The organism is Streptomyces yokosukanensis, assembly GCF_001514035.1.
GTDB classification, from domain to species: domain Bacteria; phylum Actinomycetota; class Actinomycetes; order Streptomycetales; family Streptomycetaceae; genus Streptomyces; species Streptomyces yokosukanensis.
The window spans coordinates 178,711-199,622 of record NZ_KQ948207.1 but is presented as its reverse complement, the minus strand read 5'-3'; the positions used below and the strand labels follow the sequence as shown (position 1 = coordinate 199,622).

General features: G+C 70.5%; 17 protein-coding genes. 8 read left to right on the top strand and 9 right to left on the bottom strand.

From position 1 onward, the window contains the following. The first annotated feature begins 63 nt into the window (after positions 1-63). Positions 64-885, top strand: a complete 822-nt coding sequence (locus AQI95_RS04180) for an NAD(P)H-binding protein (RefSeq protein ID WP_067117486.1) — start codon at positions 64-66, stop codon at positions 883-885. A gap of 439 nt (positions 886-1,324) precedes the next feature. Here the strand turns inward: AQI95_RS04180 and AQI95_RS04175 are convergent, their stop codons facing one another. From AQI95_RS04175 to AQI95_RS04165, 3 genes are all read right to left on the bottom strand, one after another. Beyond that, on the bottom strand, positions 1,325-1,807 hold the full coding sequence (locus AQI95_RS04175; RefSeq protein WP_067117483.1) for a carboxymuconolactone decarboxylase family protein: 483 nt from the start codon (positions 1,805-1,807) through the stop codon (positions 1,325-1,327). Positions 1,808-1,928: 121 nt separating this feature from the next. Next, positions 1,929-3,095, bottom strand: coding sequence for an acyl-CoA dehydrogenase family protein (locus tag AQI95_RS04170; protein WP_067118691.1), 1,167 nt, complete (start codon positions 3,093-3,095; stop codon positions 1,929-1,931). 218 nt (positions 3,096-3,313) lie between these two features. Then, positions 3,314-4,513: a CaiB/BaiF CoA transferase family protein gene (locus tag AQI95_RS04165; protein WP_067117480.1), complete on the bottom strand. Its 1,200-nt coding sequence runs from the start codon at positions 4,511-4,513 to the stop codon at positions 3,314-3,316. Positions 4,514-5,149: 636 nt separating this feature from the next. On the opposite strand from AQI95_RS04165, the gene AQI95_RS04160 reads away from it, so the two are divergent. Further along, positions 5,150-5,485, top strand: coding sequence for an antibiotic biosynthesis monooxygenase family protein (locus AQI95_RS04160; protein WP_067117477.1), 336 nt, complete (start codon positions 5,150-5,152; stop codon positions 5,483-5,485). A 95-nt stretch (positions 5,486-5,580) separates the two neighbouring features. On the opposite strand, the gene AQI95_RS04155 is transcribed toward AQI95_RS04160, so the two are convergent. Next, positions 5,581-6,459, bottom strand: coding sequence for an LLM class flavin-dependent oxidoreductase (locus AQI95_RS04155; protein WP_067117474.1), 879 nt, complete (start codon positions 6,457-6,459; stop codon positions 5,581-5,583). Positions 6,460-6,565: 106 nt separating this feature from the next. Then, the gene (locus AQI95_RS04150; RefSeq protein WP_067117471.1) at positions 6,566-7,585 is read right to left on the bottom strand and encodes an aldo/keto reductase; all 1,020 of its coding nucleotides are present in this window, start codon (positions 7,583-7,585) and stop codon (positions 6,566-6,568) included. A 359-nt stretch (positions 7,586-7,944) separates the two neighbouring features. Here AQI95_RS04150 and AQI95_RS04145 point away from each other — a divergent pair, with 359 nt between their 5' ends. Next, positions 7,945-8,496 carry a TetR/AcrR family transcriptional regulator gene (locus AQI95_RS04145; RefSeq protein WP_067118688.1) on the top strand — a complete coding sequence of 184 codons (552 nt, stop codon included), beginning with the start codon at positions 7,945-7,947 and terminating at the stop codon, positions 8,494-8,496. A gap of 234 nt (positions 8,497-8,730) precedes the next feature. Here AQI95_RS04145 and AQI95_RS04140 read toward each other — a convergent pair whose 3' ends face one another. Next, positions 8,731-9,303, bottom strand: a complete 573-nt coding sequence (locus AQI95_RS04140; protein WP_159056453.1) for a hypothetical protein — start codon at positions 9,301-9,303, stop codon at positions 8,731-8,733. Positions 9,304-9,584: 281 nt separating this feature from the next. On the opposite strand from AQI95_RS04140, the gene AQI95_RS04135 reads away from it, so the two are divergent. The 3 genes from AQI95_RS04135 to AQI95_RS04125 all read left to right on the top strand — a co-directional run bounded on the left by AQI95_RS04135 (position 9,585) and on the right by AQI95_RS04125 (position 14,145). Further along, on the top strand, positions 9,585-11,579 hold the full coding sequence (locus tag AQI95_RS04135; RefSeq protein ID WP_341849450.1) for a glycoside hydrolase: 1,995 nt from the start codon (positions 9,585-9,587) through the stop codon (positions 11,577-11,579). Between the two features lie 121 nt (positions 11,580-11,700). Further along, complete coding sequence (locus AQI95_RS04130) at positions 11,701-12,990, top strand: alpha/beta hydrolase family protein (RefSeq protein ID WP_067117465.1); 1,290 nt, start codon at positions 11,701-11,703, stop codon at positions 12,988-12,990. A 186-nt stretch (positions 12,991-13,176) separates the two neighbouring features. After that, positions 13,177-14,145, top strand: a complete 969-nt coding sequence (locus AQI95_RS04125) for a trypsin-like serine peptidase (RefSeq protein ID WP_159056452.1) — start codon at positions 13,177-13,179, stop codon at positions 14,143-14,145. A gap of 158 nt (positions 14,146-14,303) precedes the next feature. Here AQI95_RS04125 and AQI95_RS04120 read toward each other — a convergent pair whose 3' ends face one another. Both AQI95_RS04120 and AQI95_RS04115 read right to left on the bottom strand, forming a co-directional pair. Continuing rightward, positions 14,304-15,302 carry an SDR family NAD(P)-dependent oxidoreductase gene (locus tag AQI95_RS04120; RefSeq protein ID WP_067117459.1) on the bottom strand — a complete coding sequence of 333 codons (999 nt, stop codon included), beginning with the start codon at positions 15,300-15,302 and terminating at the stop codon, positions 14,304-14,306. Positions 15,303-15,431: 129 nt separating this feature from the next. Beyond that, entirely contained in the window at positions 15,432-16,598 is a 1,167-nt protein-coding gene (locus tag AQI95_RS04115; RefSeq protein ID WP_067117456.1) for a UDP-N-acetylglucosamine--N-acetylmuramyl-(pentapeptide) pyrophosphoryl-undecaprenol N-acetylglucosamine transferase, read from the bottom strand. Positions 16,599-16,662: 64 nt separating this feature from the next. Here AQI95_RS04115 and AQI95_RS04110 point away from each other — a divergent pair, with 64 nt between their 5' ends. Together AQI95_RS04110 and AQI95_RS04105 are read left to right on the top strand one after the other, a co-directional pair. Then, complete coding sequence (locus AQI95_RS04110; protein ID WP_067117453.1) at positions 16,663-17,385, top strand: response regulator transcription factor; 723 nt, start codon at positions 16,663-16,665, stop codon at positions 17,383-17,385. Then, positions 17,382-18,818 carry a HAMP domain-containing sensor histidine kinase gene (locus AQI95_RS04105; RefSeq protein WP_244188620.1) on the top strand — a complete coding sequence of 479 codons (1,437 nt, stop codon included), beginning with the start codon at positions 17,382-17,384 and terminating at the stop codon, positions 18,816-18,818. Before AQI95_RS04110 ends, AQI95_RS04105 begins: the two co-directional genes overlap by 4 nt. A 4-nt stretch (positions 18,819-18,822) precedes the next feature. Here AQI95_RS04105 and AQI95_RS04100 read toward each other — a convergent pair whose 3' ends face one another. Beyond that, positions 18,823-20,658: an arabinofuranosidase catalytic domain-containing protein gene (locus AQI95_RS04100; RefSeq protein ID WP_067117450.1), complete on the bottom strand. Its 1,836-nt coding sequence runs from the start codon at positions 20,656-20,658 to the stop codon at positions 18,823-18,825. Between the last annotated feature and the right edge of the window lie 254 nt (positions 20,659-20,912).

The following is a 20,912-nucleotide window of genomic DNA, read 5'->3' as shown; positions in this document are numbered from 1 at the left end:
CTAACGTTCGACTTAGTCAGTCAACTAACTAAGTCGCGTAACTCAGTCGGGAGAGCTGTTGCCATGATCGTTGTCACGGGCGCCACGGGGAACGTCGGACGGACCCTGGTCGCCGAGTTGATCGAGGCCGGGGAGACGGTGACGGCCGTCGCCCGGCACATCAGGACCGAGGACGTCCCGACGCAGGTGCGGGCCGTCCCGGCCGACCTGGGGCGACCGCTGAGCCTCGCGCCCGCGCTGGAGGGCGCCAAGGCACTCTTCCTGCTGGTGGCCGGCGAGGATCCGGCGGGCATCCTGAGCCAGGCCGCTGCGGCTGGAGTCGCGAAGGTGGTGCTGCTGTCCTCGCAGGGCGCGGGCACCCGGCCGGAAGCGTATGCGCACGCGGCGCGTTTCGAGGCTGCCGCGGCCGAGTCGGGGCTGCCCTTCACCGTGCTGCGCTCGGGCGGCCTGTCCTCCAACGCGCTGGCCTGGGCGGAGCCGATCCGCCGGTACCGCATCGCGGCGGCGCCCTTCGCCGAGGTGGCGCTGCCGTTCGTCGACCCGGACGACGTCGCGGCGGTGGCGGCGGCCGTGCTGCGCGGGGACGGACACGACGGCGCCACCTACACACTGACCGGCCCGGAACCCACCACCCCGCGCGGGCGGGCCGCTGCCATCGCCACCGCACTCGGAGAGCCGGTGACGTTCGTCGAGCAGAGCCGCGAGGAGGCCCACGCGCAGATGGTCCGGTTCATGCCGCCCGCCGTCGCCGAGGGCACGCTCGCCGTTCTCGGCACGCCCACCCCGGAGGAGCAGACGGTGAGCACGGACGTCGAGCGACTGCTCGGCCGCCCCGCCGCCCCCTTCTCCACGTGGGCGGCACGGAACGCGGCGGCGTTCCGCTGATCCGCCGGGAACGCGCTCTTCCTCGCGGCCTCGCCGACCCTGATCGCCCTGCTGGGCCTGCTGTGCCTGCCGGACCTACCGGACCTGCCATGTCTGGCGGGCGACTTCCGTAGGCCGTACCCGGAACGCATCTCGCCACCCACGAGATGGCCATGGCACCGCAACTCGACGCCCTGCGCGCCGGGACGATCGGCACAGGTGTGCTGCCTGATGGGCGCCGGGCCGAGGTGTCCGTGGCACCGGCAAGCACTCGCCGCATCCGGCTCAAGGGCTTGGCCTTCCGCCGGATCGATCCCGGAACGGCGCGGCCCCGGGTCGCCGTCGCACGGCGCAGGGGCAACCGCACCCCTCGCGTGCCCGGCCGCTCGCGTCGCCCGGCCGCTCGCGGCGATCAGCCGGGGCACACCGTCCGGGCCCTGGCCGATCGTCGCGAGCGCCGTCAGTGCTCCGGGCGCACCGGATGCCTGCTCATGATCGAGACCCGGTTGAACGCGTTGATGGTGACGGCCACCCAGATCACCGCCGCTGTCTGATCGTCACTGAGCACCTCCCGGGCCGCCGCGTAGGCCGCGTCCTGCGCCCCGGCGTCCGCGGCGGCGGTGGTCGCCTCGGCCAGCGCCAGGGCGGCCCGTTCGACCGGCGTGAACAGCTCGGTGTCCCGCCAGGCGGCGAGCACTCCAAGACGCTCGGGGGTGTCACCGGCACGCAGTGCGGCCCTGGTGTGCACATGCAGGCAGTAGGCGCAGCCGTTGATCTGCGACACGCGCAGGTTGACCAGCTCCACCAAGGTCCGCTCCAGGCCGGCGTCGGCGGCGGTGGCCCGGACCGCCTCGGACGTCTGCACCAGCGCGTGATACGCCTTGGGGCTCTGCTTGTCGATGAAGATCCGCCGCGTGACGCCGGCCGGAACGGGACTGCTCAACCTGAACTCCTCCGGGTACGGTGACCGGCAGACGCCACGCCGTCGAGCGGACGCGGGGCCGGTTCCGGACTGCGATCACACCATATTCGTTGAATAGAAAACTATCATGGCGGTGTGTCGCTCACTTGTCGAGCCCTCCTCGCTCGACGAGCTGCCTCGCGATGATGTTCCGCTGGATCTCGTTGGTGCCCTCTCCGACGATCATCAGCGGGGCGTCACGGAAGTAGCGTTCGACGTCGAACTCGGTCGAATAGCCGTAACCCCCGTGGATACGGACCGCGTTGAGGGCGATCTGCATCGCGGTCTCGGAGGCGAACAGCTTCGCCATCCCTGCCTCCATGTCCACCCGGCGCCCGGCCTCCGACTCCCGGGCCGCGTACAGGGTGAGTTGGCGGGCCGCGGTCAGTGACGTCGCCATGTCGGCCAGGTAGTTGCCGATGGACTGGTGCTGCCAGATCGGCCTGCCGAAGGACTCGCGCTCCCGGGCGTAGGCCAGCGCGTCCTCCAGCGCCGCCCGGCCCACTCCCAGCGCCCGGGCGGCGACCTGCAGCCGGCCCGTCTCCAGACCCTTCATCATCTGCGCGAACCCCTCGCCCTCGACCCCACCGAGAAGCGCGTCCGCCGGAGCCCGGTAGTCGTCGAACGACAACTCGCAGCTCTCGACGCCCTTGTAGCCGAGCTTGGGCAGGTCACGAGAGACCGTCAGCCCCGGTCCGTGCTCGACCAGGAGGATGGAGATGCCCCGGTGCGCGGGGCTCGCCTCCGGGTCGGTCTTGCACAGCAGCGCGATCAGCCGGGAGCGCCGGGAGTTGGTGATCCAGGTCTTGGCGCCGTTCACCACGTATCCGTCGGCGTCCTTGGCGGCCACCGTGCGCAGCGCCTGCAGATCCGAGCCGCCGCCCGGCTCGGTCAGGGCCAAGGTCGCGCGGATCTCGCCGGTGGCCATCTTCGGCAGGTACCGGCGCTTCTGCTCCTCGGTACCGAAACGCAGCAGGAGTGTGGCGACGACCGTGTGGCCGCCCATCGCACCGGCCAGGCTCATCCAGCCGCGCGCCAGTTCCTCGGTGATCAGCACGTAGCAGGGCATGGAGACGGGGGTGCCACCGTGTTCCGCGGGGACGGCGAGGCCGAAGATGCCGAGCTTCTTCATCCGCTCGATCAGGCTCTCGGGATAGGTGTTGCCGTGCTCCAGCTCCCGCGCGACCGGCTTGACCTCCTTGTCCACGAAGTCGCGCACCGTGCGTACGACGAACTGCTCGTCCTCGGAGAGGGTGCCGAGAGTGCTCATGCCGTGTCGCTCCCAGTCGTCATGTGTGTGGCGCCGCCATGTGTGTCCGCTGTCATGCGAGCCGTCGTCATCCGTGACCGTCGTCATGCGTGTCCGTCGTCATGCGTGTCCGTCGTGATGGGTGCACGTCGTGATGGGTGCACGTCGTGATGGGTGCCGTCGTTACGCGTGTCCGTCGTCGTCTGTGTGCTCGCGGGCGGTGGACCGCGTCGACCGTGTCAGAGAACTCCGTCGGCTCGCAGGACCTCGATCTCGGCCGGGCCGTAGCCCAGTTCGGTGAGGACGGTTGCGGTGTGCTCCCCGACAGCCGGGACGGCATCCATGCGGGGTGTCACGCCTTCCAGGTCGGCCGGCGGAATCAGGGCAGGGACCTCGACGCCCGCGGGAATCGACACGTCCCGCCAACGACCGCGGCCGGCGAGCACCGGGTGGTCCAGGAACTCCTCGACGTCATTGACCCCGGCGTTGGCGATCCCGGTCTCGTCCAGCGCCTTCTTCACCTCGGCGCTGTCCGACCCGGCGCAGCGCTCGGCCACGATCGCGTTCAGTTCGTCGCGGTGGGCCACGCGCGCGGAGCCGGTGGCGAAACGCGGATCATCGACCAGTCCGGGGTCGTGGAGGAATCGCTTGCAGAGGGCGGCCCACTCGCGTTCGTTCTGGATGGAGAACAGGACGTCCTTGCCGTCGGCGCACGGGTAGGCGCCGTACGGTGCGATGGTGGCGTGCTGGGTACCGATGCGCGGAGGCTGGGTGCCGCCGAAGCGGGTGTAGTAGGCGGGTTGGTGCATCCATTCCGCGAGCGCCTCGAACAGCGACACCTCGACGGCGCGGGCGACGCCGGTGGTGGCGCGCGTGAACAGGGCGGTGAGGATGCCCGAGTAGGCGTACATGCCGGCCGCGATGTCGGCGACGGAGATACCGGCGCGCGCGGGCTCCGAGGGGCTGCCGGTGAGGGAGACCAGACCGGTCTGGCACTGCACCAGCAGGTCGTACGCCTTGCGGTCGGCCCAGGGTCCGGTGGTGCCGTAACCGGAGATCGAGCAGGGAATCAGCGACGGGAACCGCTCGTGCAGGGCGTCTGCCCCCAGCCCCATCCTCCCCGCCGCCCCGGGCGCCAGATTCTGCACGAACACATCGGCCCGCGCGAGCAGTTGCTCGAGAATCCGCCGGCCGGGCCCGGACTTGAGGTCGAGTGTCACGGACTCCTTGGAACGGTTGAGCCAGACGAAATAGCTGGACTCGCCGTGCACCGTGGTGTCGTACCGGCGGGCGAAGTCCCCGTCTCCCGGGCGCTCCACCTTGATCACACGGGCACCGAGATCGGCGAGCTGCCGAGTGGCGAAGGGAGCCGCCACCGCCTGCTCGACGCTGACGACCGTGATGCCGGACAGGGGCAGGGCTGCTGGGTGTTCGCGCATGAACCGACCTCCGGGAATTGGGCTCGACACGCTGGAGTGCCATCATGACCACATGGGGTGGCGAGCGTGAAACAGCACCTCGTGATGGGTCCATGCCCACTGCGGTCGACGGTGCCCCGGTGCGCAGGCTGATGGAGTGCCGGCAGGGCTGATGTGCGCGAAGGACACCGCCGCTTCCTACGGCCTGTCCACAAGGTCAGGGCAGGCAGAGTTTGAGGCAGGCGAGGGTGACCAGGGCTTGGTCGTGGCGGGCGCGTTTGTCGTAGCGGGTGGCCAGAGCCTTGTTGTGCTTGCGCCGGTTTCTGCGACTCGGACGAGGAGCCGCCGATCGTCCGGACGGCCGCCGGTGGAGATCTCTCCAGCCAGCCGTCGGCCACGGTCCCGGGAGGCGCGGAAGCGCAGTTCACCTTGGTGGCCCGCACCGCGTCCCCGATCACAGGGGCAGTGCCATGGCCGCGAGTCCCCCCTCCCCGGAGCCGCCCGCAGGCTCAAAGTCCGATCCTGGCGTCCGGCGGTGTGGGCAGCGTCGGACAGTCGCGAGCCCGGTCTCAAGCCCGTCGGACGCTCCACCTCCGATCGGGGGAATGCGAGCCCGTAGGCGACAAGCCCGCGGGCGGTAAGGGGAGAAAGAACTGCATGGCTGTTACTGTCCAGGTCGACACGGCACATCCCGTCGGCACCCTCATCAATGTCTTCACCGTCTCACCCGACCGCCAGGACGAGCTGATCACCCTGCTCGCCCGCGCGACCGATGAGACCTTGCGGCGCCAACCGGGCTTCATCTGCGCCAACTTCCACGCGTCCCTCGACGGCGAACGCGTGATCAACTACGCCCAGTGGGAGACCTCGGAGCACTACCGGGCGATGCTCGCCAATCCCGAGGCCCGCGTCCACATGGACCAAGCCACCAAGATCGCCACGGATGTGCAACCGCGCCTCTTCGAGGTCCGGTCGGCCCACTACAGAGCCTGAGGCTCCCCCGTACGACCCGAGCGCGCCTCGCCTCCCTCACCTCCGTCCGCCCCTCAGTACCCGAGCCCTTCAGCACCTCGGCACCGAAAGCGGGCTCAAGCCGACGGGTCGATGAGTTCGTCGGCGACCCACTGGGCGACGCCGGTGGGATAGGGCGACGAGAGTCCGAGGACGATGTGCCGGAAGCCGGCGCCTATGGATTCGTGGATCGCCTCTCGGGTACTGCCGGGTTGGGCGTAGGAGACCGGCAGGTGGATCGAGCGGATGATGGAGGCGGGGTCGCGGCCGATTTCTGCGCAGTAGCGGTCCAGCAGCGCGCTACGGCGGGCGATCTCGTCGATGTCACCACCGCCGGGGATGTTCCACAGGTCGGCGTGCTCGGCGACCACGCGCAGCGTGGCGGACGAGCGGCCACCGATGAGGATCGGCGGATGGGGGCGCTGGACGGGTCGGGGACTGCCGAACGCGCCGGTGAGGTGGTGGTAGGTGCCGTGGAAGTCGAAAGGTTCGGGTTCCGTCCACAACCGCCTGATCACCGTGCAGGTTTCGGCAAGGCTCCCCACGGCGTGTTCGGAGTCATGGAAGGGCAGGCCGTGCGCCTCGTACTCGCGCCGGGCCAGCGGATGGCTGGGGCGTGAGCCGACGCCGATGCCGAAGTCGAGCCGTCCGCCGGAGACGACGTCGACGGTCGTGGCGATCTTGGCCAGCATCGCGGGCGGCCGGAATCGATTGCTGGTCACGAGCACACCGATGCGCAGGCGCCGGGTGTGGGCCGCGAGGGCCGACAGCAATGTCCAGCCCTCATAGGTCGGTCCGCCGGGATCACCGAAGATCGGCATGAGGTGATCGAACAGCCATGCGTGCTCGATCTCCGGGATGGTGTCCGCCTCGCGCCAGACCCGCAGAACGTCGTGGTAGTCGACTTGCGAGGGGGCGGTCATGATTCCGAATCGGGGCCGATATGTGTGCGGCATGAGCTACTGGTCCTTTCGATGTGGGGAACTCGGCTCACCGCCCCTCGGGCGTTCATTCCGCGAACGCGGAGCCGGCCCGAGGGACATGGGCGCCGCTCCGCGAGGCTCAGCGCCGCCGCAGGGACGCATCCAGCAGGGCGGGCGGGGTGTCGAACTTCTCTCCGGGGGCCAGGTCGACACCGGGGGACACGATCGCGTCGACGGCGTCGAGCACATCGGCGGGGAGCGCCGTGTCGGCGGCCGCGAGTTGGGAGTGCAGGTGGTCCAGGGTGCGAGGGCCGATGAGCGCGCTGGTCACGGCGGGGTGCGCGGTCACGAAGCCCAGGGCCAGCTGGATCATCGTGAGGCCCGCCTCGTCGGCGACTCGGGCCAGTTGCTCGACGGCCTCGAGCCTGGCCCTGTTTGCGGGCACGGTGAGGTCGAAGCGTTGCGGCATGAACGCCGACCGGTTGGTGGCGATGTCCCGGCCCTCACGGACCGCACCCGACAGCCAACCCGAGGCCAGCGGGCTCCAGATCAGCACTCCCATCCCGTACTCCTGCGCCACGGGCAGCACATGGCTCTCGATCCCGCGCTGCAGTATGGAATAGCTGGGCTGTTCGGTGACATAGCGGCTCAGGTGGTGTTCACGAGCGGCCCACTGCGCCTGGACGATGCGGTAGGCCGGGAAGGTCGAGGAGCCGAAGTAGCGGATCTTTCCTGCGCGTTGCAGGTCGGTCAGCGCCGACAGGGTCTCCTCGTCGCTGGTGCTCGGGTCCCAGCGGTGGATCTGGTACAGGTCGATGTGGTCGACCCCGAGACGGCGCAGGCTGTCGTCCAGCGCGGTGACCAGCCAGCGGCGCGAGCCGCCCCGATGGTTTCGCTCGTCACCCATGGGCAGGGCCGCCTTCGTGGCCAGCACGATGTCGTCGCGGCGGCCTGCGATGGCTTTGCCGACCATTTCCTCCGACTCGCCGTCGCTGTACTTGTCGGCGGTGTCGATGAGGTTGATCCCGCCCTCCAGGGCGGCGTCCACGAGGGCGGTGGCCTCGTCCTGGGTGGTGTGTCCGAGCCTGCCGAAGTTCATCGCGCCGAGCGCGAGGGAGCTGACCTGCACGCCGGTGCGGCCCAAGGTGCGGTACTGCATGTCCGTATCTCCTCATCGAGGGGGAAACGCTGGTGGCAACTGATGACGGGAAAAGAGGGCGTCGCGGCCATGGCAGGGCCGGGCACGGCTTGGCTGCCGGCCGATGCTCTGAGACCATGAGCAAGCGGAACATCGTTCCGGTCACGACGATACGGAACCTTGTTCCGTTTAGCAAGTGCGGCTGTGGAAGGAGCGGCGCTGTGAACGACAGCGGCGAGAGAGCAGGGCGTGCGGCCCAGTCCGAGGGACGTGGGGCCGAATCCGAAGGACAGGCGGCTCAGCCCGAAGGACAAGCGGTCCCGTCCGAAGGACGTGCGACCCAGTCCAAGCGGAGTGATGCCCGGCGCAACAAGGAGACGCTGCTCGAGGCCGCCGCGGCGGCCTTCGTGGCGTCGGGTGTGGAGGCACCGGTACGCGACATCGCGGCCAGGGCCGGGGTCGGGGTGGGCACGATCTACCGCCACTTCCCGGCACGCTCGGACCTGATCATCGCGGTCTACCGCCATCAGGTGGAGAGCCTGGCCGAGGCCGGTCCCGACCTGCTGAAGACCAGTGCCGGCCCGTACGCCGCACTCGGGCGATGGATCGATCTCTTCGTCGACTTCCTGGTGACGAAACACGGACTGGCCGCCGTGCTGAAGTCCGAGAACGCCGGCTTCGAAACCCTGCACACCTACTTCCTCGACCGGCTCGTGCCCATCTGCACCGAGCTGCTCGAAGCCGCGGCCACGGCCGGCGAGATCCGCTCCGACCTGCAGGCCTATCAGCTCATGCGCGGGGTCGGGAACCTCTGCATCGGCGCGGAGAGCGATCCCCGGTACGACGCTCGCCGCCTGGTCGAGCTCCTGATCAAGGGCCTGCGCACGGACAGCACCGACCGTACGGAACATCGATCGGGCAACCGGAACTGAGAGACGGGCCCCGTCTGCGGCAGCGGCCGGGGCCAGGGACCAAGAGCCAGGGGTCAGGCCGAGGGGACAGCGCAGGGCCCCGGCCCGCAACTCGGCGCGTGGCTCGACCACGCCGACGGCAGGTCGAGCGGGCGCGACCCACCGGAGACCACCAGTCCGGCACAGCCACGGCCACGGCCACGGCCACGGCCACAGGCGCGGCACGGCGTTCGGACGGCGGGTGTGAAGTCGCGGTCAGAACCAGATGCGGCAGGTCAGCAGTCCCAGGCCCGCTGCCGCAACCTCTCTCCACACCCGCAGCGGCTGATCCAGGAGGTCGACGGCTTCCTTGTCACCCGGCCAGTCGTCGATGCGACCGAGCACTCTCTCCCGCTCCCCTCCCGACAGGGCGAGCACGGCCTCGACGGCTGCCAGACGATCACGCACCTCGGCGGCGGTCAGTACCGCGTCGCCCGCCCACCCCGGCAGCACTCGGGCTCGCTGCGGACCGAGTCCGTGGAACAGGGCCGCCACGGGATTGTCCTTGCGTACAGCGGTGATGAACGGCTCGACATCCTCGTCGAACCGCTCCCACCACGCCATGACATGCAACTGACACAAGTCGTCCAAGGCATCGAAGGCCGATACGTTGACCATGTCGTACAGATGCAGCGCCTCGTCGGTGTTGTAGCCGTCCGGCCGCCAGAGCCGCACCGCCCCGCCGCCACGGACCGCATCCCGCTCCCAGCGCGACCAGGCGTCCCGTGCCGATGCGGACTCCCCCATCTCCTTGATCTTCGGCCCCGCGACAGAGGCGATCTCCGCCACCTCCTCGTCGCTCAGCGCTCCGACCGCCCACCAGCTGGACAGACCCATGCCGCTCGTCCTTCCCCCGTGTCCGAGTTCGCCGGCTCCGTAGCGCCCGGCCACGGTCATGGCCGGGTCCGAAGGCCCGTACAGCCATGATGGCGACCGGCACTGACAACGCCCGGTCAGGCTGCCTGCGCGACAGCGGACATGAGCGGCGGCGGCTCCGGGCGGGAGTGGTGCCACGACGACACGGTCGGCTCTCACATCTCTCTTAGATTTGGTCGCGATAGTCCACGGCCGTGAAGGCGAGGAAGCTCAAGAAGACGAAGCCGCAGACGAAGTTCATCGCGATGAGCGCTGCGCTGCTGACGGTCGGCGCGCTCGGTACCACCGCCGCGTTCGGTACCGGCAAGCCTGAGACCCGGCACATCGAGGCGCACGGGACCCAGCTCTCCGTGCCGGTCGCCGGTGGCCGTGCCACGGTGGACATCACCTCCCTGGCGGTGCGGGCCCGCGCGGACGACGGCCGGACATGGCAGCTCTCGGCACCGGCGTCCGGTGATCTGGGCGCCCCGGGCGAGGTCACCGTCCGGGGTGGGAAAGCCAGTTGGCGCTACGGCGACAGAGGGTTGACCGTGACCGCTTCCGCGCGGGACGGGCGGCTGGCCGTCACCGTGCGCTCGGCCCGACAGGCCAACCTGACCTGGCCGGTCTCCGGCATGGACCGGTCGACCCAGGAGCTGCAGATCCCACGCGGTGAGGGCCTTTCCGTACCGGTCGGCGACCGGTGGTGGAACTCCGCGTCGGCGGGCCTGGCGGGAACCGGAGCCGACATGGCCGAGGGCCTGACCATGCCCTTCTGGGGCACCAGCCAGTCCGGACGGCACGGCGCGAGCTACCTCGTCGAGTCCGACATCGGCACGACCCTCAACTTCGTCTCCGCCGGGGGACGTCTGCACACCGAGGCAGAGCACGCGTTCTCTCCGCAACAGGCCACGGAGAACTACACCGTGACGTTCGCGCTCACCGACGGATCGCCCGTCGCAGCGGCGCGCGACTATCGCGCTTGGCTCCAGGGCCACGGTGGCATCACGACGCTTCGGCAGAAGATCGACCGCAACCCCGAAGTCGCCAAGCTGGTCGGCGCCTTCCACGCCTACACCTGGGGCCAGGCGCGTACCGCCGAGGGTGTCCGCCGCCTGCGGGATCTGGGGATCGACCGCATGTGGCTGGGGTACGACTCCGACACCAACCCCATGGACCGCAAGGCGACGCGCCTCGCCCAGCAGGCCGGCTACCTCGTCGGACCCTACGACTCCTGGGCCAACGCCCAGGATCCGGCATCGGCCGACAGCCCCGTGTCCGCCTGGCCCGCCCCGGTGTGGCAGGACGCCTGTGTGCGTGGTGCGAACGGCGCGATCGTCACCGGTTTCGGCGGCCGTGGCTGCTACGTGAGTTCCGAGGCGCTGCGGCGCGCCGAGCCCTCGCGGCACTACCTGGCCGACCGCACCCGGCAGATGACCGCCAACGGCGCCACGAGCTACTTCCTGGACGTCGACGCGGCGGGTGAGCTGTTCACCGATCACTCTCCGGCGCATCCGATGACCAAGGCGCAGGACCGGCACAACCGCGTCCAGCGCATGGGCTGGCTGTCCGGCGACCGTCGCCTGGTCCTCGGTTCGGAGAGCGCGGGTTCCTGGGCGAACGGCGTGCTGTCCTTCAGCCATGGCTCGGGCACACCGGTGGACGACCGGCTGTGGAAGCTGGAGAAGGACCGTCCGACCTGGGGCGGCTACACCCCCGCCGGCGCGCCGGCGATCTTCTTCAAGCCCGTCCGTCTGCCGTCCGACGTCGCGAAGACGATGTACGACCCGAGGTATCGGGTGCCGCTCTATCAGACGGTCCTGCACGACTCGGTGATCAGCACCGAGCGCTGGGAGCTGTCGTGGTCGAAGCTGCCGGACCAGAGCCGTACCCGGGCCCTTCTCGCGATGCTGTACAACGTGCCCCTCAACCTGGTCCTCGATCAGGACGAACTGGACCGGCACGGCAAGCAGATCGCGCAGTTGCAGAAATACTTCGAGCCGCTGCACAAGGCGGCGGCGACCCAGCCGATGACGGACTTCCGCAGGCTGACGGACGACCGTCTCGTGCAGCGGACCACGTTCGGCGACGGCGTGCTGACCGTGACGGCCAACTTCTCCGCCAGGACTCACGACGGACTGCCCGCCAGGTGTGTCGACGCGGTGATCAAGGGCGGTGCCAGGCACCGGTTGTGCCCCACGGGTCTGTGAGGCGTCCGGCTCTCGGCAGGCGGCCGGGGCCCGACGGGCAGTCCCCTACGGATCCCCTGAGGGGCAATATCGGGGGCTTCCCCGGATGTGCGCAGAGCCGACGAGCCGTCAGCCTTGATCCATGACACATCCACTTCCGCGCAACCGCAGCAGGGGCACCCGTCGAAGGGCCCTCGCCGTCTGCACCGTCGCCACGCTCTGCACGCTGACCGCCGCTGTCCCTGCGGTCGCGGCCACCGGCGCCGGACGCGACGCCCCCACCTCCCCGACCCCGCCGTCCGCCCGCTCCCTCTCCCTTCCCGCCCCGACCGGTCGATTCGGGGTCGGGGAGGTGGAGTTGCATCTGGTGGACCGCTCACGACCCGATCCGTGGCAGTCCGGGCACCACCGGCGCGAACTGATGGTCAGTGTGTACTACCCCACGACGCACACGGCCGGCCGTCCGGCGGCCCCGTACATGCTGCCCAAGGCGGCTGCGCACTTCGACAAGGTCACGGCGAACCAGTACCTCATGCTGAGCGTGCCGGCCGGTCGGGCAGACTGGGCCCGCACCGTCACCCAGGTGACCCAGGGCGCCCCCGTGGCCGCCGGGCGCGGTGGTCGGCTCCCTGTGGTGCTCTACTCCCCCGGGCTCGGCGAACCGCGTACCTGGGGCACGACGGCGGCGGCCGATCTGGCCAGTCGTGGCTATGCGGTCGTCACCATCGACAACACCTACGAGTCTCCCGAGGTCCAGTTCCCGAACGGCTCCCTCGCCACCGTGTCGCTGCCCTCAGGCGACGGCGACGCCTTCGTACGCAAGGCGCTGGGCGTCAGGGTCACCGACACCAGCTTCGTCCTGGACCAGCTCCAGGAGCTGAACGACGGCCGGAATCCCGACGTGGACGGAGAGCCGCTGGCGGACGGTCTGACCGGGGCGCTGGATCTGGCCGAGGTGGGCATGTTCGGCCACTCCATGGGCGGGACGGCCGCCGCGCTGGCGATGGACGCCGACCACCGGATCGCCGCGGGCATCAACATGGACGGCAATCTGACCTACATCAACGGCTCGCTGATGCCGGTCGCCCAGCACGGCCTCGACCGGCCCTTCCTCCTCATGGGCAAGGACGGCGAGACCGACACCGGTCCGGGCTGGCAGGCGTTCCGCGCCCACACTCCGGGCTGGAACCGTCAACTCACCCTGCTCGGTTCGGAGCACGCCTCGTTCACCGACGCGGAGGCACTTGTACCGCAGCTGCACCTGAAGCCCTCCGTACAGACCGGCGACATCGGCTCCATCGATCCGGCCACCGCGATACGCACCAACGAGGCATATGTCTCGGCCTACTTCGACCACTGGCTGCGCGGCCGCAGCGGACGGCTTTTGGACGGACCGTCACCGAAGTATCCAGACATGGCGTTCGTGAAGTGATCACACGGCTGTCGCGGAGGGAGCAGGGGCGGTAGTCAGAATGCTCTGCCCTACGCCGGGGAATTTCGGCCGCCGCCATGGGTTCGATGCGGCCGTGCACGCTGTCGTGCCGTCGGCCGCGGGCTTATGGTGGGCCGTCACTTGCGTCCGTTCTGAGGGGAACCGATGGAGCCCGGGACCAGGATCGTGAGATACGCCGCCGTCTGCGCGGCCGCTCTTCTGCTCTGCGCCGGTCTGACCAGCACGGCGTCCGCCGACAGCGCCCCGACCGACCCGAACCCGCTCGCCGGTCGGCTCGACGCCTACTGGACCCCCGCCCGCATGGCGGCCGCACAGCCCGCCGACACACTCAAAGGCACCGAGACCGGCACGCCCGCGACCACCGCGTCCCCAGCGGTGGACGGACCTCGGCCGGGCGAGTACATCCCGCCGAGCAGGAGCTTCGACGGCATCCCGCAGGCCGGTACCTTCTTCTGGACGGATGCCACCGGCACCGGCCGCACCTGCAGCGGCTCCGTCGTGCACAGCCTCGGCCACGACCTGGTCCTGAGCGCCGGGCACTGTCTGAAGGGGTACGCGGGCACCTCACCCAAGCGTCATCTGGCCTTCGTCCCGCAGTACCACGACACCCTCAAGCCGTTCGGGATCTTTCCGGTGCGGACCGACGGTGTCTATGTCCCGCAGGAGTACTACGACCTGGGCGAGCACGCGGGCGCCGCATACGACTTCGCCTTCGCGGTCACCGAGCCCAACGAGGACGGAACGCTCCTGGAGGACGCGGTCGGCGGAGTGCGCCTGCTCACCGGGACGGGCTACCACCACATCCCGGTGCGGATGATCGGCTACCCGGCGGGAGCCGAGAAGCCCCTGGAGTGCTGGAGCTGGACCACCCGCTGGGACAGTGACGACCCGGCCGACCCGGGCACGTTCCCGCGCATCGCCTGCGACGCCTTCGTGGGCGGCACCAGCGGCGGCCCCATGCTCGTGCCCTGGCCGGGCGGATGGGCGGTCATCGGAGTGATCGGCGGCTATCACACCGGCGGCAACACCCCGCAGATCTCCTACAGCGCCTACTTCGGCGACGCCACCCGGAACCTGTACCGCGCGGCCGTCACCGGCGCGCCGCCCTCCGGCCCCCGCTCCGCCACCGGTTGACGAGAGAGCGGGGCCCGGGAAACAGCGCCCGCGGGTCCCACTGCCGAGACCGCGCCACCGTGGCCACGACCGCGAGGCTTCCGCTCTTCGGCGCCCAAGGGGACAGGCGCGGTGTGCCTGATACAGGCCTGGTACAGGCCCGGTACAGAGAGGTCCCGTCAGACCGCGTAGCGGCCCGGCGCGAACAGGTGCAGGTTGGCGCTGATCCAGTCCGACGTGTTGCTGAGGCCTTCGTCCAGGGAGACCTCGGGCTTCCAGGACGCCCAGGTACGGGCACGGGAGTTGTCCGACAGCAGTCGGTGCACCTCGCTTCCGGCCGGGCGCAGGCGGGCCTCGTCCACGACGATCTCCGCGTCCCGTCCCGAGACGGCGATCAGCTTGCGGGCCAGGTCGCCGATGGAGATCTCCTCGCCGGTGCCGAGATTGACGACCTCGCCGAGCGCACGGTCGCACTGGGCCACGGCGAGGAAGCCGCGGGCGGTGTCGGTGACGTAGGTGAAGTCGCGGGTGGGGGTGAGCGAGCCGAGGCGTATCTCGCGTGCGCCGGAGTGCAGTTGGGCGAGGATGGTGGGGATGACGGCACGGGCGGACTGGCGGGGGCCGTAGGTGTTGAAGGGCCGCACGACCGTCACGGGCAGCTCGAAGGCGTTGAAGTGGGAGAGCACCATCATGTCGGCGCCGATCTTCGATGCGGAGTACGGCGACTGCGGCTGCAGCGGATGGTCCTCGGCGATCGGGACGGTCAGGGCGGTGCCGTAGACCTCGCTGGTGGAGGTGTGCACCAGGCGGCGTACGCCGTGGCGCCGGCAGGCTTCGGCGATGTGCTCGGTGCCGGTGACGTTGACGGCGACGTAGGCGCCCGGCGAGTCGTAGCTGTACGGGATGCCGATGAGGGCGGCGAGGTGGAAGACGGTGTCGCAGCCGGCCACGGCGTCCATCACCCGGCCCGGGTCGCGCACGTCACCCGCGATCAGCTGCACCTGGGGATGGTCCAGGAGGTGGGCGAGGTTGCCCTTCTCCGCGTAGGGCTTGTAGTGGACCATGGCGCGGACCGTGGCGCCCTCGCCGACGAGCAGATCCACGAGGGTCGAGCCGATGAAGCCCTCGGCTCCGGTGACGAGGACGGTACGGCCGTGGAAGAAGCCGGGTGCGTACATGGTGATGCCTTTCTTTCGGTCGGAACTCTCGGTGTCGGACTTGTCAGGGGTCGGACTTGGGGGCGTCGGACTTGTCGGCGTCGGACGTCTCGATGCCGGGCGATTCGGCGCGGAGCGTTTCGGTGTCGGTCACCGTTGGCTGGGGACCGCGGCCAGTGAGCGGTGTCCGGCCAGTTGGAGCACCTTGGTGGCCAGCCGGTCCGCGGCGGTGCGGTGGTGGGTGCCGACGCCCGCCGCCGCGGCGGCCCCGGACATCTGGTGCAACCGGACCGGGTCGTCGAGCAGAGAGCCGGCCATGGCTTCGAGGGAACCGGCGGTGGTGTCCTCGTCCCGCAGCAGGACCCCCGCCCCGATCCCGGTGAGGGCGCGGGCGTTGTGGGTCTGGTGGTCGCCCGGGGCGTGCGGATACGGCACCAGGACGGCGGGCAGCCCGATGGTGGCCAGCTCGGCGACGGTCGCCGAGCCCGCACGGCACACCACCAGATCGGCGGCGGCGTAGGTCCGGTCGATCCGGTCCAGGTAGGCCACCGCCTCGGCGACACGATCGGCGCCGGTCGTCATCAGCCGGGCACGGGCGGCGTCCAGGCCCGCCGGACCGGTCTTGATCAGCAGCCGTACGTCGGTGCGGTCCCGCCAGCGTTCGGCCAGGCCGAGGGCCGCCTCGGTGAGCCGGGCCGCGCCCAGGCTGCCCCCGTTGACGAGCAGCAGCCTGGTGTCCGACGGGATGCCCAGGGCACGCCGGGCGTCCGCGCATTCGGCGGCGCGGTCGAGGGCGGCGAGCGGCCCGGACAGGGGCATGCCGACGACTTCGGGCCGGCAGGAGGCGGGCAGGGCTTCGCCGCCCGCCGCGAAGGCGAGTGCGACATGCGGGGTGAGCCGGGCCGCGAAGGCGTTGGCCCGGCCGGGCACGGCGTTGGACTCGTGGATGACGCTGGGCAGCCCGGCGAGGCGGGCGCCGAGGATGACGGGGGCGCTCGGGTAGCCGCCCATGCCGACGGCGATGTGCGCGCGCTGCTCCCGCAGGATGGTCCGGCACTGGCCGGCGGACTTCAGCAGGGCGGCGGGCAGGGTGAACCGCCGGGCGCCGAGGGAGCGGTCGAAGGGGATCATGTCGACCGTGTGCAGGCGGTAGCCGGCGTCGGGGATGAGTCTTGTTTCCAGGCCTCGCTCGGTGCCGACGAACGAGATCACCGCGTCGGGCACCCGGCGGCGCAACGCGTCGGCGAGCGCCAGCCCGGGGTAGATATGGCCGCCGGTGCCCCCGGCACCGATCACGACGGAGAGCGGAATGTCCATGCCCTGCACGGTCCCGGCCTGTTCTAAGAGGTCTTTAAGAAGGTCGTTTGGCAGGCTTGGTCTCATGAATGATGCAGGTCAGGACCTGTCCCCCGCCGGTGCCGCGCGTGTGCTGGTCGTGGACGACGATCCCGAGGTACGCGCTGCCCTGGAGGACGGGCTGGCCCTGGAGGGATTCACCGTCCGGGGCGCGGCGGACGGGCACGCGGCGCTCGCGGCCGTGGCGGACTGGGAGCCGGACGCGCTGGTGCTGGACGTGATGATGCCGGTGGTGGACGGACTCGCGGTGTGCCGGCAGTTGCGGGCCCTGGGCGACCGTACGCCGATCCTGGTGCTGACCGCGCTCGACGCGGTCAGCGACCGGGTCGACGGGCTGGACGCTGGGGCGGACGACTACCTGGTCAAGCCGTTCGCGCTGGACGAGCTGGCGGCCCGGCTGCGCGCCCTGCTGCGCCGCGTCGGCCCGGGCGAAGCGGCCCCGTCCGCCGCGGTGCTGCGCTTCGCGGACCTCGTCGTCGATCCGGAGACCCGTACGGCGCAGCGGGGCGGGCGGCGACTGGAGTTCACCCGCACCGAGTGGAGCCTGCTGGATCTGCTGCTGCGCAATCCCGGCCAGGTGCTGGAGCGGGAGACGATCATGCGCTGGGTGTGGGGTCGGGACCTCGGGCCGGACTCCAATTCCCTGGCCGTCTACATCGGGTATCTGCGCCGGAAGCTGGAGGCGGGCGGCGGCTCACGGCTCGTCCACACCGTGCACGGCGTCGGCTACCGGCTGGACGAGCAGTGACCCGCCGTCGGCCCGGGGCCGCACGCGCGGTGAGCCGGCCCCGCCGCCATCGGCGCCCTCCGCTGCGCCGCCGGCTCGCCCTGACCGCGTCGGCCGCGGTGGCGGGCGTGGCGCTCGCGGTGTGCGCGGGGGCGTACGCCGTCACCGTGTACACCCTGCACCGGCAGTTCGACCTGCAGCTGACGCAGGCGGCCACGCTGGCCGTCCAGCAGCATCAGGAGAACGGTCCGGGGGTGCAGGCGGGCGAGTGCCGGTACCTGGCCGCACCCGCCTGCGCCCAACTGGTGCCCGAGTCCTCCGCCGAAGACCCGCACGAGCCCTATCTGCTGCCTGTCACCGACGCGGTGCGCGAGGTCGCCGGCCGCCGTCGGGCGCCGTACTTCAGCACGGCCTCGGTGGCCGGCAATCCGGTGCGGGTGCTGACCACGCCGGCCCGCAAGGGGCTGGCGATGCAGGTGGCGCTCCGCTCCGACGGGGTGCAGCGGGCCGAGCGGCAGGCGGCCGGGCTGTTGGCCGCGATCGGCGGGGCGGGCGTGCCGGTCGCGGCGCTGCTGGGCTACTGGGTGTCCCGTTCGGGTCTGGCTCCCGTGACCCGGCTGACCTCGACGGCGGAGCGCATCACCGCGACGCGGGACGCCGGACTCCGTATCGAGCTGCCCGTGGAGCCGCGGGGCAGCGACGACGAGATCACCCGGCTCGCCGTCACCTTCAACACCATGCTCGACGCATTGGAGGAGTCGCTGGCCGCGCAGCGGCGGCTGGTCGCCGACGCCTCGCACGAGCTGCGGACCCCGCTGACGGCGTTGCGCGCCAACGCCGAGATCCTGCTGCGCGCCGATCAGCTGACGCCACGTCAGCGGGAGCGGGCGACCGGCGCCCTCACCCGGCAGCTGCGGGAGGTGACCACGCTGGTGAACGACCTGATCGACCTGGCCCGCGGGGAAGAGCCGCAGCAGGCCTTGGAGTCGGTGCAGCCGGTTGCCCTGCTGGAGCACGCGGTGGGGGCCGCCCGCGATCACTGGCCGCACGTCCCGTTCGTGCTCGACACCGATGTCTCGGCCGCGTCCGCGCTGGCCGCGGCGGTGCCGAGCCGGCTGACGCGGCTGTTCTCCAACCTGCTCGACAACGCGGCCAAGTTCTCCCCGCCGGGCGGCCATGTCGAGGTGGCGGCGCACCGGTCACCGGACGGCACGCGTGTGGAGATCACCATCCGCGACCACGGCCCCGGAATCGACACGGACGATCTGCCGCATGTCTTCGACCGGTTCTACCGGGCCCGGGCCGCTCGTGCCCTGCCCGGCTCGGGCCTCGGGCTGGCCATGGCCCGGCAGATCGCCCACACGCATCACGCCGAACTGACCGCCCATCAGGCGCCGGGCGGCGGCGCCCTGTTCCGGCTGCGGCTGCCCGTGGACACGCCCACGAGCGCCTGACATCTCAGCCCAGCCGGAACTTCTGGGCGGCCGACCCGTTGCAGTCCCAGATCCGCAACCGCGTCCCGTTGCCCGTCGCACCACTGGGAGAGTCCAGACACCGCCCCGACTGAGGATTCAGCAACGAGCCATCACCCTGCTGCACCCACTTCTGACCACCCACACCATTGCAGTCCCACAACTCCACCTGCGTCCCGTTCGCCGTCCCGTTCCCGTCGACGTCCAGACACCGGTCCAGGGTGCCGAGCGAGCTGTCGGCCCGGTGGTACCAGTGCTGGTCGACCGCCCAGGACTGGCAGTCCCACAGCTGTACGGCCGCCCCGTCGGTGCCGGTGTCGTCGGCCGACACGTCGAGGCACTTCCCGCCCGGGGCCGCGACGGGGGCGCCGCCGTCCACCGAGAACTTCTGGGCGGCCGACCCGTTGCAGTCCCAGATCCGCAACCGCGTCCCGTTGCCCGTCGCACCACTGGGAGAGTCCAGACACCGCCCCGACTGAGGATTCAGCAACGAGCCATCACCCTGCTGCACCCACTTCTGACCACCCACACCATTGCAGTCCCACAACTCCACCTGCGTCCCGTTCGCCGTCCCGTTCCCGTCGACGTCCAGACACCGGCCGATGGTGACGAGGGAGCCGTCGGCGCGGTGCGTCCAGTGCTGGTCCTCGGCGTACGACTGGCAGTCCCACAGTTGTACGGCGGCGCCGTCGGTGCCGGTGTCATCGGCGGCGACGTCGACGCACTTGCCGCCGGGTCCGGTGACGGTGCCCTGCGGGCCGCCCGGGACATCGGTCCGGCCGGAGTAGCCGACAGAGACGATGTTCGCCTGCACCGCGTTCTCGGCGGCGTCGCTCGGATAGCCGGAGACCATCACGCCCTCGAAGAACGTGCCCATGTTCCAGTTGCTGTTGTCACCCCCGGTGCCGAGGATGATGCCGCCCTCCTGTTGCATGGGCCGATAGCCGCCGCGCGTGGGCAGGGCGCCGTCCCACCAGGTCGTGAGCGCTCCCGCCTGTGCGTCGCCGCCCTTGAGCGCGTACCGCGTCTGCCCGTCGTTCTTCAGCAGCGCCGTGACGAAGGTGCTGCCGTTGCCCCGGTTGGCGGTGTTGGAGCCGTTGTCGCCCTGGAACATGCCGTTCTCCAAGTCGGCCTCGACCCAGGGCCCGGAGCCGGTGCACGGTGCGAAGTAGCAGGTGGTCGCGAGGCTGACCGCGTCCATGTGGCCGTTGCCGGTGTCGGCCGGTGTGCTCTCGGCGTTGCCGTAGTCGAAACAGCAGGCGGAGCCGACGTGTGTACCGCTGGCCACCATGTAGGCGCCCTCCGGTTGCCCGTTCACGGCGACGCCCGAGGCGGCTCCGGAGTACCGGTAGCCGACGCCCGGCGAGATCCACACGCCGTACGCCTTGTGCCCACCGGCGGTGACGGCGATCTCGGAGGCGTCGGCGCCGCGGTCCGCGCCCATGCCTGAGGTGCCCGCCGGGCCCGGGGTGAGGTCGTTGTGCCGGGAGGTCTGGTCGTAGATCTTCGTGATGGCGCATGTGGTGTCCGCGCAGAATCTGTCCTGCTGGGCGGCGTCGGCGTAGCCGCCCGGGGACAGCGGGCCGATGTCGGTGCCGGCTCCGTCGGAAGCACGGGTGACCCGGTACAGCGGGCCGTCGTAGGAGGCGAAGAGGGCGCGCACCGTGCTGTGCGCGGCGACGCAGGGGGTGCCGGCGTCGCCGTAGAGGTCGCAGGGCAGCGAACCGGCGGCGCGCGCCGGTCCGGGAAGGCCCAGCAACGCGCCCAGGACCAGGCCGATGACGGCCAGGAGCGACGCGAGCGATCTGGGGTTTGCGCGCATGCTGGGCTCCTCGATGGGGGGATCGCGGCCTGATGGCGGTCGAGTCGGAGCGTCGGGCGGCCGTTGCGGAACGTACGCATGCTGGTGGTTGCCGTCAAGATTTGTTGCTTTGGCCTTTTGAAAAGTTCTGAGTCTGAGCCAAGGCAGGGATCTCTCCGGCGACATGACAGGGTGTCAGGCGAACGGCTGGTTCTTCACCGCGCATCCTTGACAGCAGGGGCCGCAGGGACCACTTTTCGGGACAACGTTGTCGA

Bases quoted from the DNA above. Each gene is read 5' to 3' on its own strand.
- AQI95_RS04180 (WP_067117486.1), top strand. From the start codon at position 64: ATGATCGTTGTCACGGGCGCCACGGGGAACGTCGGACGGACCCTGGTC.
- AQI95_RS04170 (WP_067118691.1), bottom strand. From the start codon at position 3,095: ATGAGCACTCTCGGCACCCTCTCCGAGGACGAGCAGTTCGTCGTACGC.
- AQI95_RS04165 (WP_067117480.1), bottom strand. From the start codon at position 4,513: ATGCGCGAACACCCAGCAGCCCTGCCCCTGTCCGGCATCACGGTCGTC.
- AQI95_RS04160 (WP_067117477.1), top strand. From the start codon at position 5,150: ATGGCTGTTACTGTCCAGGTCGACACGGCACATCCCGTCGGCACCCTC.
- AQI95_RS04155 (WP_067117474.1), bottom strand. From the start codon at position 6,459: ATGCCGCACACATATCGGCCCCGATTCGGAATCATGACCGCCCCCTCG.
- AQI95_RS04150 (WP_067117471.1), bottom strand. From the start codon at position 7,585: ATGCAGTACCGCACCTTGGGCCGCACCGGCGTGCAGGTCAGCTCCCTC.
- AQI95_RS04130 (WP_067117465.1), top strand. From the start codon at position 11,701: ATGACACATCCACTTCCGCGCAACCGCAGCAGGGGCACCCGTCGAAGG.
- AQI95_RS04120 (WP_067117459.1), bottom strand. From the start codon at position 15,302: ATGTACGCACCCGGCTTCTTCCACGGCCGTACCGTCCTCGTCACCGGA.
- AQI95_RS04115 (WP_067117456.1), bottom strand. From the start codon at position 16,598: ATGGACATTCCGCTCTCCGTCGTGATCGGTGCCGGGGGCACCGGCGGC.
- AQI95_RS04110 (WP_067117453.1), top strand. From the start codon at position 16,663: ATGAATGATGCAGGTCAGGACCTGTCCCCCGCCGGTGCCGCGCGTGTG.
- AQI95_RS04100 (WP_067117450.1), bottom strand. From the start codon at position 20,658: ATGCGCGCAAACCCCAGATCGCTCGCGTCGCTCCTGGCCGTCATCGGC.